Source organism: Aeromonas sp. MR7, from assembly GCF_963899385.1.
Lineage (GTDB): Bacteria > Pseudomonadota > Gammaproteobacteria > Enterobacterales > Aeromonadaceae > Aeromonas > Aeromonas bestiarum.
The window spans coordinates 433389-448878 of the sequence record NZ_CAWQXH010000021.1; the positions used below are offsets into that span (position 1 = coordinate 433389).

Here is a 15490-nt window from a genome sequence, read left to right on the forward strand (position 1 = left end):
GGCGGCTAAAAAGCCGCCCCTTTTGTTCATTAAAACGCCGATTCGACCTGTTGAGCGATGCGTTGTGCCATGTCACGCACCTGCTGCTCATGCTCACCTTCCACCATGACCCGGATCAGGGGTTCGGTGCCGGATTTGCGCAGCAGGACGCGGCCACGGCCAGCCAGCTCCTGTTCCACCTTGGCCACTTCCTGGTTGACGGCATCAGCCGCCAGCGGATCCTTGCCCTCGGCAAAACGGACGTTCACCAGCACCTGCGGGAACTTGCTCATGCCGGAACGCAGCTTGGCCAGCGGCATCTCGGCGGTGCAGATGGCCATCAGTACCTGCAGGGCAGCGACGATACCATCCCCTGTGGTGGTCTGATCCAGGCAGATGATATGACCGGAGTTTTCACCCCCGATACGCCAGCCCTTCTCGTTCATCATCTCCAGCACGTAGCGGTCACCCACCTTGGCACGGGCGAACGGGATGCCCAGGGTCTGCAGCGCCAGCTCCAGGCCCATGTTGGCCATAAGGGTACCGACCACACCGCCCTTGAGGCGGCCGTTGCGCAGCGCATCGCGGGCGATGATGTAGAGGATCTCGTCACCGTCGATGATGTAACCCGTGTGGTCCACCATCACCAGGCGATCGCCGTCACCGTCGAAAGCCACGCCGAGATCGGCCTTGCACTCCAGCACCTTGGCCGCCAGCGCGTCGGGAGCGGTCGAGCCGACACCGTCGTTGATGTTGAGGCCATCCGGGCTGCAGCCGATGGCTATCACCTCGGCGCCCAGTTCGCGGAACACGGAGGGGGCTATGTGATAGGTAGCGCCATTGCCGCAGTCGACCACCATCTTCAGCCCTTCCAGGCTCAGATGGGAGGGGAAGGTGCTCTTGCAGAACTCGATATAGCGACCCGCCGCATCCTCGATGCGCACGGCTTTGCCCAAATCGGCAGACTCGACGCACTTGATCTCGTGATCCAGCTCGGCCTCGATGGCCATCTCGACCTCGTCAGGCAGCTTGGTGCCATCGGCTGAGAAGAACTTGATGCCGTTGTCATAGTAAGGGTTGTGGGAGGCGCTGATGACGATGCCGGCCTCGGCACGGAAGGTGCGGGTCAGGTAGGCAACGGCCGGCGTGGGCATGGGGCCCATCAGTATGGCCTTGAGACCGGCGGCGGAGAGACCCGCTTCCAGCGCGGACTCCAGCATGTAGCCGGAGATGCGGGTATCCTTGCCGATCAGCACTTTACGGGTGCCCTTCTTGGAGAGCACCTTGCCTGCGGCCCAACCCAGCTTCATCACGAAATCAGGGGTGATCGGGAATTCGCCAACCTTGCCGCGGACACCATCGGTGCCAAAATACTTTCTTGCCATTGTCGGTTCTCGTTTTTTATTTGGATATGAAATCTTGTCCCGTCAATACCATCCAGCCGGCACGCAGGGCATCCATAGTCTCTCGCACATCGTGCACCCGGATGATACGGGCACCACGCTGCATCCCGATGAGCGCACAGGCCAGACTGCCGGCCAGCCGTTCATCAACCGAACGGCCAAGCAGGTTGCCTATCATAGACTTTCGCGACATACCGACCAAGAGCGGAAGCTGGTAATCGAGCAACTTCTCCTGCCAGGCCAGCAGTTGATAGTTGTGCGCCAGCGTCTTGCCAAAGCCGTAGCCCGGATCCAGCAACAACTGCTGGCGCCCTATCCCGGCGGCCAGACAGGCGGCGATACGCTCGTCGAAGAAGGCCCTCACCTCCCCCAGCAGGTCGTCATAGTGGGGCTCGGCCTGCATGGTTCTCGGCTGGCCTTGCATGTGCATCAGGCACACGGGTACGTCAGCTTCTGCGGCGGCGGCCAGGGCGCCGGGTTCGAGCAAGGCCCGCACGTCGTTGATGAGGTGGGCCCCCGCCTTGCAACCTTCCCGCATCACGGCAGCCTTGGAGGTATCGAGGGAGATCATCACATCCAGCTCGGCGACCATCCGCTCGACCACGGGGATCACCCTGTCCAGCTCATCCTGCTCGCTCACGTCGGGGGCACCCGGACGCGTCGATTCCCCGCCGATGTCGATGAGCGTTGCCCCGTCGGCGATCATCTGGCGAGCATGGGCCATGGCCCGGTCAATCTGATTGAAATTGCCGCCATCGGAGAAGGAATCGGGTGTCACATTGAGGATCCCCATCACATGGGGACGATCGAGGGAGAGGCTGAGCCCCTTGCTGGTTAGCTGCATCTTCACTTCCATTTACATAAAGAAAAACCCCGGGACCAGCCCGGGGTTTGCATCATCACGATTTATTTGGCCGGGAGATCGTTGGCCTTGTCGATGTCGACATCCGCCACCGGCTCCACGTCGGTCACTGCCGGTTTGGCATCCGCCGCGACAGTGGCACCGCCTTGCGGAGTGTCGCTGTGCTCGTCATGCCAGTTGCTGGGAGCACGCACCTCGCGACGGGCCATCAGATCGTCGATCTGCTTGGCGTCGATGGTTTCGTACTTCATCAGCGCATCTTTCATGGTGTGCAACACGTCCATGTTGTCCAGCAGGATCTGCTTGGAGCGGGCATAGTTGCGATCGATGACCTGCTTGACCTCGGCGTCGATGACGCGCGCCGTGTCATCGGACATGTGCTTGGCCTTGGCCATGCTGCGACCGAGGAACACTTCGCCATCTTCTTCCGCATAGAGCATGGGACCGAGACGCTCGGACATGCCCCACTGGGTCACCATCTTGCGGGCGATGTCGGTCGCACGCTCGATATCGTTGGATGCACCGGTCGATACCTTCTCGGCACCGTAGATCAGCTCTTCCGCCAGACGACCGCCGTACAGGCTGGAGATCATGGACTCCAGGTGCTGCTTGGAGTGGCTCCAGCGATCCTGCTCGGGCAGATACATGGTCACACCCAGCGCACGACCGCGCGGTATGATGGAGACCTTGTAGACAGGGTCGTGATCCGGTACCAGACGACCTATGATGGCGTGACCCGCCTCATGGTAAGCCGTCATCTCCTTCTCGGAGTCTCTCATCACCATGGAGCGACGTTCCGCACCCATCATGATCTTGTCCTTGGCCTTCTCGAATTCGGTCATGGAAACCACACGACGGCTCTCACGGGCGGAGAAGAGGGCGGCTTCGTTGACCAGGTTGGCGAGATCGGCACCGGAGAAACCTGGGGTACCGCGGGCAATCAGGGCCGCATTGACATCATCTGCCAACGGCACCTTGCGCATGTGCACCTTCAGGATCTGCTCGCGACCGCGCACATCTGGCAGACCGACCACGACCTGACGGTCGAAACGGCCCGGACGCAGCAAGGCAGGGTCCAGAACATCGGGACGGTTGGTGGCGGCGATGACGATGACGCCTTCATTGCCTTCAAAACCATCCATTTCGACCAGCATCTGGTTCAGGGTCTGCTCACGCTCATCGTGACCACCGCCGAGACCGGCGCCACGCTGGCGACCGACCGCATCGATTTCATCGATGAAGATGATGCAGGGGGAAGACTTCTTGGCCTGCTCGAACATGTCACGCACCCGGGAGGCACCGACACCCACGAACATCTCGACGAAGTCGGAACCCGAGATGGTGAAGAAAGGCACCTTGGCCTCGCCCGCAATGGCCTTGGCCAGCAGGGTCTTACCGGTACCGGGAGGACCTACCAGCAGTACGCCGGTGGGGATCTTGCCACCCAGTTTCTGGAACTTGCTCGGATCGCGCAGATAGTCGACCAGCTCTTTCACCTCTTCCTTGGCCTCATCGCAGCCTGCGACGTCGGCAAAGGTGGTCTTGATCTGATCTTCACTCATCAGGCGAGCCTTGCTCTTGCCGAACGACATGGCACCCTTGCCACCACCGCCCTGCATCTGACGCATGAAGAAGACCCAGACACCGATCAGCAACAGCATCGGGAACCAGGAGATGAAGATAGAGGTCAGCAAAGACGGCTCTTCCGGCTTCTCGCCCATCACTTTGACATTGTGATTGAGCATGTCGTTGAGCAGCTGGGGATCCGGCGCCGGTATGATGGTGGTGAAGCGTTCACCAGTGCGCTTGACGCCATTAATGACCTTGCCATCCATCCGCACTTCACGGATCTGCTCTTGGGTCACTTCTTTAACGAAGCTGGAATAGTCCAGCTGGCGACTGGTGGTATCGCTGGGGCTGAAGCTATTGAACACCGACATCAACACGACGGCGATGACCAGCCACAGGATTAGGTTTTTCGCCATGTCACTCAAATCAATGACCTCGCAGACTGACAGTTAACGATGAAGGTTAGGGTACTACAGTTTAAAACCGGTAGCCACAATGTAGACTTCTCGTGAACGGGCACGAGACGAGTCTGGTTTACGAATCTTGACAGCAGAGAAAAGCTTACGAATTTCATTGAGATAGGCATCAAACCCCTCTCCCTGGAATACCTTCACCACGAAGCTGCCATTACTGCGCAATACCTGGTTGCACATGTCGAGCGCCAGCTCGACCAGGTACATGGCGCGGGCCTGATCCACCTGCTGGGTGCCACTCATATTGGGCGCCATATCAGACATGACCAAATCCACCTTGTCCGGACCGACACGGGCCAGCAAGGCGCCGAGTACAGTTTCCTCCCGAAAGTCCCCTTGCAGGAAATCGACACCGGCAATGGGATCCATCGGCAAAATATCACACGCGATGACCCGTCCATCGTCACCCACCTGCTCAACGGCAAACTGGGACCAGCCACCCGGGGCCGCCCCCAGATCCACCACTGTCATGCCGGTACGGAGCAATTTGTCCTTGCCCTGGATCTCATCAATCTTGAAAACAGCGCGGGAACGCAGCCCCAACTTCTGGGCTTTTTTGACGTATTGATCGTCGAAATGTTCTTTTAACCAGCGGCTTGAGCTGGGGGAACGTTTTTTCTGGGTCATGATTGTCGACTTTAAAAAACCACAAGGGTTATTAGTATTAAGGGCTAAGTGGGGGTAGAATACGCCCCTTTCAACCCTGACTTATGAAGAAATTGCCATGATTCTCAACAATAAACAGAAACAGTACCTCAAGGGCCTTGCCCACAGTCTGAAGCCCGTTGTCCTGCTGGGTCAACATGGTCTGACCGAAGGCGTACTGGCCGAGATCGATCTGGCCCTGAACTACCACGAGCTGATCAAGGTTAAGGTTGCGTCTGAAGATCGTGAGATGAAACAGCTGGTTATGGATGCAATCGTCCGTGAAACCGGCGCGGTCAAGGTACAGAGCATCGGCCACGTGCTGACCATCTACCGTCAGGCCAACGAGCCGAAAATCCAACTGCCCCGCAAGTAACAGGAAAGAGCCTCGCTCTTTCCTTCATTTCCCTTCTTCCCAAGTCGCTTGCCAAAGTAGTCTCCAGGCCCTTAACCTGCGATGAATACTCGTGGACACCCCGCTATGGATCACCATCAGATTCTCACCGAAGATGAACTGGCCATGTTACGGGACTTGGGGAGCAGTCAGGAGACGGCCGCCGGACAATCCCTGAGCGGTTATCTCGCCACCCCCTTGCTCGGACTGCTGCAACGCGCCGATCAACTGGTGCTCGAAGCCCGCTTCGCCGGGCATCAACTCCGCTTTCCGCTGCGCTTCACCCAGGGGGACGATGGCTTTGTCGAACCGCGCATTGCCGCGCCCGTCATCAAGGAGCTGGGTTATCCCCATCTGCGCGCCTGGCGCCTCGACCAAGAGGCGCGCCTGAAGGTGGCCGATACCGAGTGTCTGGTGCACAGCCTGTCGCTGGACGGATTGGTGGTGGAGGGCTTGCCCGCCAGCCTGACGATCGGCGCCACCCTCAGTGGCACCCTGCTCATTCATGAACTTGCCCCCCTGCCCCTCTGCGCCGAGCTGGTCAGACACATCCATCAACGCAATGGTGTACAGGGCTGGGCGCTGCACTTCCAGATGGCCAAGCCGGATCTTGAGCAACTGCGCAGCTGGATGTTCCAGCGCCATCAGGACGCCTTCACCCAGGCTTACCAGCCCCGCTAAATACAAACAGGGGAGCCGGGCTCCCCTGTTTCAGGCATCACCTCACATCAGAGGTAAGCGACAGCCAGAACTTCGTATTCCACATCGCCGGCCGGCGTCTTGACGATGGCCACATCGTCCACTTCCTTGCCGATCAGGGCACGGGCGATGGGCGAGTTTACCGAAATCATGTTCTGTTTGATGTCAGATTCGTCGTCACCCACGATACGGTAGACAACTTCCTCTTCCGTCTCGCTTTTCAGCAGAGTCACGGTCGCCCCGAAGATGACGCGACCATTGTTGGTAATTTTGGTGACATCGATCACCTGGGCATTGGAGAGCTTGCTCTCAATTTCCTGAATGCGGCCTTCACAGAAGCCCTGCTGCTCACGGGCGGCATGGTACTCGGCGTTTTCTTTCAGATCACCATGTTCACGGGCATCTGCAATCGCTTCGATAATCTGCGGACGAAGCTCGCTCTTCAGATAGTCGAGCTCTTGACGCAGCTTTTCAGCGCCGCGAACAGTCATCGGAGTATGATTCATAGTCGAAACCTGGGTTGCTTGAAAAGAGAAGCTGCGGCTATCAAAGAGAGCCGCAGCTATCGGTTCGGATGAGGCATCTTAATATGAAGCCGGCACAAAATCCATGTCAGTCCCTGCGAGCGGGATCGCGCTTTGTCATCGACACTACTTCTGCTCAGAGACGCCGATTGGCGCTGATACTGTCGGCTTGCCCTGCATGATGGCGATCTCCACCCGCCGGTTCATGCGCCGGTTTTCCGGGGTGGTGTTCGGCACCAGCGGCTGGGAATCGGCCATGCCCTGCACCACCAGTCGCCCGCCGTCGAAGCCGGGGACCTTGATCATCTGATGGGCCACCGCCACCGCGCGCTGGGAAGAGAGCTCCCAGTTGGACTGAAACAGCTCATCCTCGGTAGCCACATCATCGGTATGACCCGAGATGGTGATCTCCCCCGGTACATCCTTGAGCAGAGTCGCCACCTTGCGCACCACGGGCCAGAACTGGGGCTGCAGGAAGGCGGAGCCCGCCGGGAAGGCCGCCTTCTCGCGGATCCGTATGATAATCTGCTGACCCAGCGCCTCCACTTCGATGGCACCATCCTGGATCTGGGCCTTCATCTGCTCCGCCAGCTCCTTGGCCAGGGCATTGGACTGCTCCTGCTGTTTCTGCGCCTCCTGCCGGGTGTCGCCCCCCACCAGCTTGTCTTCGCTCTTGTCATGACCCCCGGCCTGATCGGCGTCACCTGGCTGGAAATCCAGCTCTGTCTGGGTCATGTCCATGGTCTGCTGCATGATGGTGTCTATGGGGGTCGGCTCGGGGCGACCCGGCCTGAACTCGAGTGCAACGACGGACGTCCCCTTGGGAATGTCTTTGACCTCCAGAATATTCTGCACCCCGAACGCCTTCTCCATGGAGCCGGCGATCTGCTTGAACTTCTGCACATCCATCTCGGCGAAGGAGAGCAGCAGCACGAAGAAGCACATCAACAGCGACATCAGATCGGCGAAGGTGCCCATGTAACCGGGCAGACCAGGTGGCGGACACTTGCACTTAGCCATGGGGATTACTCGCTGCCATTGTTGCGTTTGGACTGGTTCAGGTAATTTTGCAGCATGGACTGGATCACCCGCGGGTTCTGGCCATCCTGAATGCCCATGATGGCGTCCAGCACCAGACAGCGGCTCAGCTGCTCTTCACCGCTGCGCAGCTCCAGCTTGTCGGCTATGGGGATCGCAATCATGTTGGCCTCGATGGCGCCATAGAGGGTGGTGAGCAAGGCCACCGCCATGGCCGGGCCTATGGATTTGGGATCGCTCATGTTGGCCAGCATGGCAACCAGGCCCACCAGCGTGCCTATCATCCCCATGGCGGGCCCCAGATCCCCGAGCGCGCGAAACACCTTGATGGCGATGACATGCCGTTCGGCGGTGAGCTCAATGTCCTTCTCCATCACGCCGCGGATGACATCGGCGTCGTGCCCGTCCACCAGCATGTCGATGCCTTTTTTCATGAAGGTATTCGGCACTTCAGCGGCTTCCAGCGCCAAAAAGCCCCCTTTACGGGCCGCATCGGCCAGTTCAACCGCCTTGATGATGAGGTCATCCAGCTTGTCGCCCTTGTAGATGAATGCCTTGCCCGCCACCTTGAACGCCATCAGGAACTGACCGATGTTGAACTTCATCATGCAGATAAAGAGGGAACCCAGTATGGTGATATAGACCGAAGGCATATCCACATACATGCTCATGGGGCCACCCAGCAACATGCCGTACACCACGACCCCAAATCCCAGCACTATGCCAATCAGACTACCTAGATCCACATCCCTACTCCTGTCAGCTGAAATTCGTTGTATCTGCAGTTTGTTGAATTTTCTGCTATTGGCTCATCAGCGGCAAGGGCCACCACGTTTTTCCTAGTTCACAAGATGGCTTATTATCGGCCACTTTTCCGAGAGTTTAAGCCGACCGCACTTTTCAGCCTCCCCCCTGCCCGCCGTCGATGTTAAGATAAGCCGTTTTTTTCAATCCCCGAGGATGGACATGGCCAGTAAAAAAATCGACCGCCTGAGTTTTGATGCCACTCTGGAAGAGCTGGAAACCATAGTTCATCAACTGGAACAAGGTTCCTTACCGCTGGAAGAGGCGCTCAAGCAGTTCGAACAGGGTGTCCACCTGGTGCGGGCCGGCCAGCAGAAGCTGGAACAGGCCGAACAGAAGATCCAGATCCTGCTGACTCAGGCCGATGGCACAGAGCAAGCGGTTCCCTTCCAGCCAGAGCAAGGAGAGGAGTGAGTGACGCTGGACGATTTTTCCCGCCTGCATCGTCAACGTATTGACGACTGCCTGTCTGCACAACTTGAATCCTTGCCCGCCATGGCCCCGCGTCTGCGCGATGCCATGCGCTACGGCCTGCTGCTCGGCGGCAAGCGGGTGCGCCCCTTCCTGGTCTACGCCGTAGGAGAGATGCTGGGCGTCAAGAGCGAGCTGCTGGATGGCCCCGCCGCCGCGGTGGAGTGCATCCACGCCTACTCCCTGCTGCACGACGACCTGCCCGCCATGGACAACGACGACTTGCGTCGCGGCCAGCCGACCGTGCACAAGGCATTTGACGAAGGCACCGCCATCCTGGCCGGCGATGCCCTGCAGACCCTGGCCTTCGCCATTCTGGCCGATCATCCCCTGCCCGACCGGCTTCTGGCAAACCGGGTGCGGATGCTGAGCTCCCTCGCCCGTGCCTCCGGCTACCTTGGCATGTGTGGTGGTCAGGCGCTGGATCTGCAGGCCGAAGGGCGCCAGATCAGCCTGGCCGAGCTGGAGCAGGTGCATCGCCACAAGACCGGGGCCCTGATCGAATGCGCCGTGGCACTGGGTGCCCTGTGCAAGCCCGACGTGGACGACGCCACCCTGGCGGCGCTGCAAACCTATGCGGCCGCCATAGGCCTCGCTTTTCAGGTACAGGACGATATCCTCGACATCACGGGCGATACCGCCACCCTGGGCAAGCCGCAAGGCTCGGATCTGGCGCAGGAAAAGAGTACCTACCCGGCCCTGCTCGGACTCGACAATGCCCGTGAGCTGGCTCGCGAACTGCACGGTAAAGCCTTAACAGCCTTGCAATCTTTGCCCTACAATACCGACATTCTGGAAGCGTTTGCCGATTACATCATCGAGCGAACCCACTAAACGCTGGATAACAGTAACAATATGAGCGTTGATATAAGCAATTTCCCCAACCTGGCCCTCGCGGATACGCCGGTCGAGTTGCGATCCCTGCCCTTCGAGCGACTGCCCGTACTGTGCAACGAACTGCGTGAATATCTGCTGCGTTCGGTGAGCCGCTCCAGTGGTCATCTCGCCTCCGGGCTCGGCACAGTCGAACTGACGGTGGCGCTGCACTACGTCTACAACACGCCGTTCGATCGACTGGTGTGGGACGTGGGCCATCAGGCCTATCCCCACAAGATCCTGACCGGTCGTCGCGACCGTATGCAGAGCATCCGCCAGAAAGACGGCCTGCACCCCTTCCCCTGGCGCGGCGAGAGTGAGTATGACGTGCTCAGCGTCGGCCACTCCAGTACCTCCATAGGTGCGGCGCTCGGCATGGCGGTCGCCGCCGAGAGCGAGGGTCTGGGTCGCAAGGTGGTGGCGGTGATAGGTGACGGCGCCATCACGGCCGGCATGGCCTTCGAGGCGCTCAATCACGCCGGCGATGTCCACAAGGACATGCTGGTGGTGCTCAACGACAACGAGATGTCCATCTCCGAGAATGTCGGGGCGCTCAACAACCACCTGGCCCGCATCATGTCAGGCAAGCTCTACACCACCATACGCGAGGGTGGCAAGAAGGTGCTGGCGGGTCTGCCGCCGGTCAAGGAGCTGGCCAAGCGGGCCGAAGAGCATCTCAAGGGGATGGTGGTGCCTGGCACCCTGTTCGAAGAGTTCGGCTTCAACTACATAGGCCCCATCGACGGCCACGACATCAACGCCCTGGTCGAGACACTGCGCAACATGCGCAACCTCAAGGGGCCGCAGCTGCTGCACGTCAAGACCAAGAAGGGCAAGGGCTACGAGCCTGCCGAGAAAGACCCCATCGGTTATCACGGCGTGCCCAAGTTCAATCCGGACGAGTGCACCCTGCCCAAGGCGAGCGGCGGCAAGCCGAGCTTCTCCGCCATCTTCGGCCAGTGGCTATGTGACATGGCCGCGAAAGACGAGAAGCTGGTCGGCATCACCCCCGCCATGCGCGAGGGCTCAGGGCTGGTCAAGTTCAGCCAGCAGTATCCGGATCGCTACTTCGACGTGGCCATCGCCGAGCAGCATGCGGTCACCTTCGCCGCCGGCCTCGCCATCGCCGACAAGAAGCCGGTGGTCGCCATCTATTCGAGCTTCCTGCAGCGTGCCTATGACCAGCTGATCCACGACGTGGCGCTGCAGGAGCTGCCGGTGCTGTTCGCCATCGACCGAGCCGGTCTGGTGGGCGCCGATGGCCCGACCCATCAGGGGGCGTTCGACATCAGCTTCCTGCGCACCGTGCCCAACATGGTGGTGATGACACCGTCCGACGAGAACGAGTGCCGCCAAATGCTCTACACCGGCTATCAGTGCAACCAGCCTGCGGCTGTGCGCTACCCCCGCGGCAGCGGCACCGGCATCGAGGTGCAGACCGAGATGCAAGCGCTGACGCTCGGTAAGGGCCGTGTCATTCGCGAGGGCAAGGGCACCGCCATACTGGCGTTCGGCACCCTGCTGCAACAGGCCAGGGCCGCCGCCGAGGCGCTCGATGCCACCCTGGTGGACATGCGCTTCGTCAAGCCGATGGATGAGGCGCTGGTGCTCTCCTTGGCCGCCAGCCACGACCAGTTCGTGACCATAGAGGACAACGCCATCATGGGCGGCGCCGGCTCTGCGGTGAACGAGCTGCTGATGCGCAGCAAACAGTGCAAGCCTGTGCTCAATCTGGGCCTGCCGGATCGCTTCGTGGAGCAAGGCACCCAGGAGGAGATCTACGCGCTGCTGGGACTCGACAGCACTGGCATTCAAGCCAACATCGAGGCCTGGCTGCTGGCCTGATCAGGCACGTTGACGAGCAAATAAAGAAGGGCGCCTGATGGCGCCCTTCTTGTTATCCATTATTTCAAACCTGTGCACACACTGTCGCGAGAAGGGCGTCAGCAAGGTGAAGAGCAGCGCAGGAACCGGAGCGTATAGACATACGTGAGGATTCCGAGCAGCACATGAGCCTTGATCACGCCCTCGCAGTAAGTGTGAGGACAGGTTTTTATCAGCCCTTGTAGATCTTGGGGTTGAACACATCCCGCAGCCAGTCACCCAGCAGGTTGATGACCAGCACCAGCACCACCAGACAGATGCCCGGGAAGGCGGTGATCCACCAGGAGCCGGAGAAGATGTAGTTGAAGCCGACGCTGATGAGCGAGCCCAGCGATGGCTGATCCACCGGCATCCCCAATCCGAGGAAGGAGAGTGCCGCCTCGCTCATGATGGCGTTGGCCACCTGCACCGTGGAAATGACCAGGATGGGTGACAGACAGTTCGGCAAGATGTGGCGGAACATGATGCGCGGGGCACGGAACCCCATCACCTGCGCCGCTTCCACATACTCCTTCTTCTTCTCCGCCAGCACGGAGGCACGCACGGTACGGGCGTACTGCGGCCACTCGGCGATGCCGATGATCACCACCAGCATGACGATGGCAAATTCGGAGTAAACCTCGGAGCCAAAGCTGGCCTGGAAGATGGCGGAGATGATGATGGCTACCATCATGGTGGAGAACGACAGTTGCACATCGGCGAAGCGCATCAGCAGGTTGTCGATGCGGCCACCGAAGTAACCGGCGATCAGGCCGATGACGATGCCGAGCACCAGTTGCAGCCCCACCGCAAACAGCCCTATGGTCAACGAGATGCGGGCACCGTAGAGGATGGTGCTCCAAATGTCGCGGCCCTGGTTGTCGGTGCCGAGCCAGAAGCGCTCCTCGCCCCCTTCCAGCCAGGAGGGCGGCAGCTCGGCATCCATCAGATCGAAGCTGGTCTGATCGTAGACGTTGTGCGGCGCCAGCCAGGGTGCCAGCAGCGCGGCCAGCACGAACACCACGAACACGGCGAAGCTGAACATGGCGACTTTATCGCGCAGGAAGTAGTAGACGATGTCGGAATTTTTAAAACGTGCCCAACGGCTTGGGCTTGCAGTTACTGCGTTACTCATGCTTACCCCTTCGTAGCCGGGTTGATGGCAAGACCCGCGTGGTTGCGCCATGTCAAACAGCGGCTCACAGTCACAGCGTTAGTCATCTGTTACCCCTTGGCGGTCAGGTTGACGGTCGGGTTGATGAACCCGTAGAGCAGGTCGACCAGGGTATTGGTCACCACGAAGATCAGGCCGACGAAGATGACGTAGGCGGTGATCAGCGGCGTATCGACCCTGTGGATCGCCTCGAGGAACAGGAAGCCAGTCCCCGGCCACTGGAACACGCTCTCGGTCAAGATGGTGTAGGCAACCATGGTGCCGATCTGCACGCCGCCGACGGTAATGACCGGCAGCATGGTGTTTTTGAGGGCGTGCTGGTAGTAGACCTTGTTGTTGTCCAGCCCCTTGGCACGGGCAAACTTGACGTATTCGGAGGAGAGCTGCTCCAGCATCTCGGAGCGCACCAGCCGGATGAACAGCGGCAGCATGATGGAGGAGAGCGACACCGCGGGCAGGATCAAGTGCTTGATGCCATCCCAGGTGAAGAAGCCCGACTCCCAGCCCAGCAGGTTAAGGGTCTCGCCACGGCCATAGGCCGGCAGCCAGCCCAGCTGGATGGAGAACAGATACATCAGCATGATCGCCGTCAGGAAGACAGGGATCGAGATGCCGATGCTGCTCACCGCCATGATGAGCTTGGTCAGGAAGCTGCGTGGCCTTATCGCCGAGTAAACCCCCAGCGGAATGGAGACGGCGACGATGATCAGTGCAGCGGCAAAGACCAGCTCAAGGGTAGCCACCAGCTTGTCGAGGATCACCTCGAGAGCGGGTCGCTTGAAGAAGTAGGAGGTGCCCAGATCCCCTTGCACTGCATTTTGCAAGAAGCGGCTGTATTTCACCAAAAAGGGATCGTTAAGGCCCATCTTTTCGCGCAACTCATGGCGCACGGACTCGGAGACGGATTGTCCCACCAGCTCGCGCAGCGGATCCCCCAGGTTGTCCTGGATGGAGAAGGCGACCAGGCTGATGACGAACATCACTATCACGGCCTGATAGAACCGTTTCAGCAGGAATGTAAACATGCTTGTCCTTCTACGTGGCCTGTGTCTTGGCACAGGCTTCTGTTAATGGCGGGGGCAGCCATGGCCGCCCCCGCCAGGTCCTTCTTTACGACTCTGCTTACTTGTTGACCACCAGGTCACCCAGGTAAGGGAAGTTCATCACGTTGACCACAGGCTTGATGTCGACGTTTTTCTTGGCGCCATAGGCCAGGTCTTCCCAGTGCAACGGCACATAGGCAGCGTCGTCGATCAGCATGGCTTCCACCTTCTGCAGGATGGCGGCACGCTTGGCCGGATCGGTTTCGGCGTTGGCATCCATCACCAGCTTGTCAGCCTCTGCGTTGGCATAACCGCCGCAGTTGTACTGACCCATGCCGGTCTTGGCATCCTTGGTGAAGGTCAGGAACTCGAAGAAGTTCGCACTGTCTTCGGTGTCTGAGTGCCAGCCGATCAGCTGCATGTCTGCCGCACACTTGTCAAACTCGGGCCAGTACTGGGCCACCGGCATGGTCTTCAGATCGACCTTGATGTTGATCTTGGACAACATGGCGGAGACAGCCTGGGCAATCTTGACGTCGTTGACGTAGCGGGCAGCCGGGGAGATGAAGCTCATCTTGAAGCCCTGCTCGAAACCGGCTTCCTTCATCAGCTGCTTGGCCTTGGCCAGATCATACTGGGGCTTGAGCGCCTCGTTGTGACCGGCATAGCCTTTCGGGCTCAGCTGGCCGGCCGGAGTGCCGAAGCCTTTGTTGATCTTGTCGACTATGCCGACTTCGTTGATGGCCAGGTTGATCGCCTGACGCACGCGCTTGTCTTTCAGCGCCGGGTTGGTGTTCTGGTTCAGCTCTATGATGATGGCGCGGGTACCGGACAGGGTCACCAGTTGGGAATCCTTGCCATTCTTCACGCGCTCCAGATCGTTCGGGGCAACCGGGTAGATCATGTCCACGTCACCGCCCAGCAGGGCGGCCACACGGGTGGCATCTTCCTTGATCGGTACCACGGTCAGGTTCTGAACGTTGCCCTTGGAAGCCTTGTCCCAGTAGTTGGCGTTGCGCACGTATTCCAGCTTGACGCCCTGCTCGCGGAACTTGACGCTGAACGGACCTGTACCGGAAACATGGGTGGAGGCATAGGAGCTGCCGTTCTTGACGATCTCGGCCTTGTCTTTGCCGGCTTCATCCTTGCCGGTGTAGAACTTGGAGTCCATCGGGAAGATATAGGTAACGGTCTGCAGCACCAGCGGGAACGGCTTGGCGGTGATCAGATCGACGGTCAGGTCATCGACCTTCTTCACTTCGGCGATGGGGTCGAAGATGGCCTTGAAGTCGGGAGAGGCCTTCAGGCGGTTGACGGTCCACACCACGTCGTCGGCGGTGAAATCATTGCCGGAGTGGAACTTGACGCCCTTGCGCAGGTGGAAACGCACCGTCTTGTCGTCGATACGTTCAAACTTCTCGGCCAGACGCGGCTCGAACTTCAGATCCTGGGTGTAACGCATCAGGGGATCGAACACCAGGTGAGACATCTCCAGGGTCTGACCGGAGAGCTGCTCCTGCGGATCCAGCGAGGTGGCGTCGGAGGCGACGGCCACTGTGATGTCGGCGGCAGAGACGTTAAACGCGAGACCCGCGGCGAACAGCGCCATGGCAATCTTGGATAATCCTTTCTTCATGTCTTTCTCCATGCTTTTGGCTTTTTATTGACACTTT

Annotated in this window: 15 protein-coding genes; 5 read left to right on the plus strand and 10 right to left on the minus strand. The window is 59.5% G+C overall.

The features are described from left to right. Nucleotides 1–29 precede the first annotated feature (29 nt). From glmM to rlmE, 4 genes are all read right to left on the minus strand, one after another. Nucleotides 30–1364, minus strand: a complete 1335-nt coding sequence (glmM, locus tag AACW87_RS13795; protein ID WP_043140194.1) for a phosphoglucosamine mutase — start codon at nucleotides 1362–1364, stop codon at nucleotides 30–32. Nucleotides 1365–1380: 16 nt separating this feature from the next. Next, nucleotides 1381–2226 carry a dihydropteroate synthase gene (gene folP / locus AACW87_RS13800; RefSeq protein ID WP_241325230.1) on the minus strand — a complete coding sequence of 282 codons (846 nt, stop codon included), beginning with the start codon at nucleotides 2224–2226 and terminating at the stop codon, nucleotides 1381–1383. Nucleotides 2227–2288: 62 nt separating this feature from the next. After that, nucleotides 2289–4238: an ATP-dependent zinc metalloprotease FtsH gene (gene ftsH, locus AACW87_RS13805; RefSeq protein ID WP_098982797.1), complete on the minus strand. Its 1950-nt coding sequence runs from the start codon at nucleotides 4236–4238 to the stop codon at nucleotides 2289–2291. A gap of 45 nt (nucleotides 4239–4283) precedes the next feature. After that, entirely contained in the window at nucleotides 4284–4913 is a 630-nt protein-coding gene (gene rlmE, locus AACW87_RS13810) for a 23S rRNA (uridine(2552)-2'-O)-methyltransferase RlmE (protein ID WP_042866625.1), read from the minus strand. 97 nt (nucleotides 4914–5010) lie between these two features. Here rlmE and yhbY point away from each other — a divergent pair, with 97 nt between their 5' ends. Together yhbY and AACW87_RS13820 are read left to right on the plus strand one after the other, a co-directional pair. Next, a complete protein-coding gene (gene yhbY / locus AACW87_RS13815; protein ID WP_042035811.1) occupies nucleotides 5011–5307 on the plus strand; it encodes a ribosome assembly RNA-binding protein YhbY in 297 nt (98 codons plus the stop codon). Between the two features lie 105 nt (nucleotides 5308–5412). Then, complete coding sequence (locus AACW87_RS13820; protein ID WP_241325231.1) at nucleotides 5413–6006, plus strand: PilZ domain-containing protein; 594 nt, start codon at nucleotides 5413–5415, stop codon at nucleotides 6004–6006. Nucleotides 6007–6053: 47 nt separating this feature from the next. Here AACW87_RS13820 and greA read toward each other — a convergent pair whose 3' ends face one another. From greA to pomA, 3 genes are all read right to left on the minus strand, one after another. Beyond that, the gene (gene greA, locus AACW87_RS13825) at nucleotides 6054–6530 is read right to left on the minus strand and encodes a transcription elongation factor GreA (RefSeq protein WP_042866628.1); all 477 of its coding nucleotides are present in this window, start codon (nucleotides 6528–6530) and stop codon (nucleotides 6054–6056) included. Nucleotides 6531–6674: 144 nt separating this feature from the next. Continuing rightward, nucleotides 6675–7568 carry a flagellar motor protein MotB gene (locus tag AACW87_RS13830; protein ID WP_043140185.1) on the minus strand — a complete coding sequence of 298 codons (894 nt, stop codon included), beginning with the start codon at nucleotides 7566–7568 and terminating at the stop codon, nucleotides 6675–6677. A gap of 5 nt (nucleotides 7569–7573) precedes the next feature. Next, complete coding sequence (gene pomA, locus AACW87_RS13835) at nucleotides 7574–8332, minus strand: flagellar motor protein PomA (protein WP_241278569.1); 759 nt, start codon at nucleotides 8330–8332, stop codon at nucleotides 7574–7576. 220 nt (nucleotides 8333–8552) lie between these two features. Here pomA and xseB point away from each other — a divergent pair, with 220 nt between their 5' ends. The 3 genes from xseB to dxs are packed head-to-tail and all read left to right on the plus strand — an operon-like array spanning nucleotide 8553 to nucleotide 11582. After that, the gene (gene xseB, locus AACW87_RS13840; protein ID WP_005317577.1) at nucleotides 8553–8804 is read left to right on the plus strand and encodes an exodeoxyribonuclease VII small subunit; all 252 of its coding nucleotides are present in this window, start codon (nucleotides 8553–8555) and stop codon (nucleotides 8802–8804) included. After that, entirely contained in the window at nucleotides 8805–9695 is an 891-nt protein-coding gene (ispA, locus tag AACW87_RS13845; protein WP_241325232.1) for a (2E,6E)-farnesyl diphosphate synthase, read from the plus strand. Between the two features lie 21 nt (nucleotides 9696–9716). Beyond that, the gene (gene dxs, locus AACW87_RS13850; protein ID WP_241325233.1) at nucleotides 9717–11582 is read left to right on the plus strand and encodes a 1-deoxy-D-xylulose-5-phosphate synthase; all 1866 of its coding nucleotides are present in this window, start codon (nucleotides 9717–9719) and stop codon (nucleotides 11580–11582) included. A gap of 211 nt (nucleotides 11583–11793) precedes the next feature. Here dxs and AACW87_RS13855 read toward each other — a convergent pair whose 3' ends face one another. The 3 genes from AACW87_RS13855 to AACW87_RS13865 all read right to left on the minus strand — a co-directional run bounded on the left by AACW87_RS13855 (nucleotide 11794) and on the right by AACW87_RS13865 (nucleotide 15453). After that, on the minus strand, nucleotides 11794–12735 hold the full coding sequence (locus AACW87_RS13855; protein ID WP_043140174.1) for an ABC transporter permease: 942 nt from the start codon (nucleotides 12733–12735) through the stop codon (nucleotides 11794–11796). Between the two features lie 89 nt (nucleotides 12736–12824). Then, complete coding sequence (locus tag AACW87_RS13860) at nucleotides 12825–13799, minus strand: ABC transporter permease (protein WP_043140172.1); 975 nt, start codon at nucleotides 13797–13799, stop codon at nucleotides 12825–12827. Nucleotides 13800–13896: 97 nt separating this feature from the next. Further along, on the minus strand, nucleotides 13897–15453 hold the full coding sequence (locus AACW87_RS13865; protein WP_098982787.1) for an ABC transporter substrate-binding protein: 1557 nt from the start codon (nucleotides 15451–15453) through the stop codon (nucleotides 13897–13899). Nucleotides 15454–15490 lie beyond the last annotated feature (37 nt).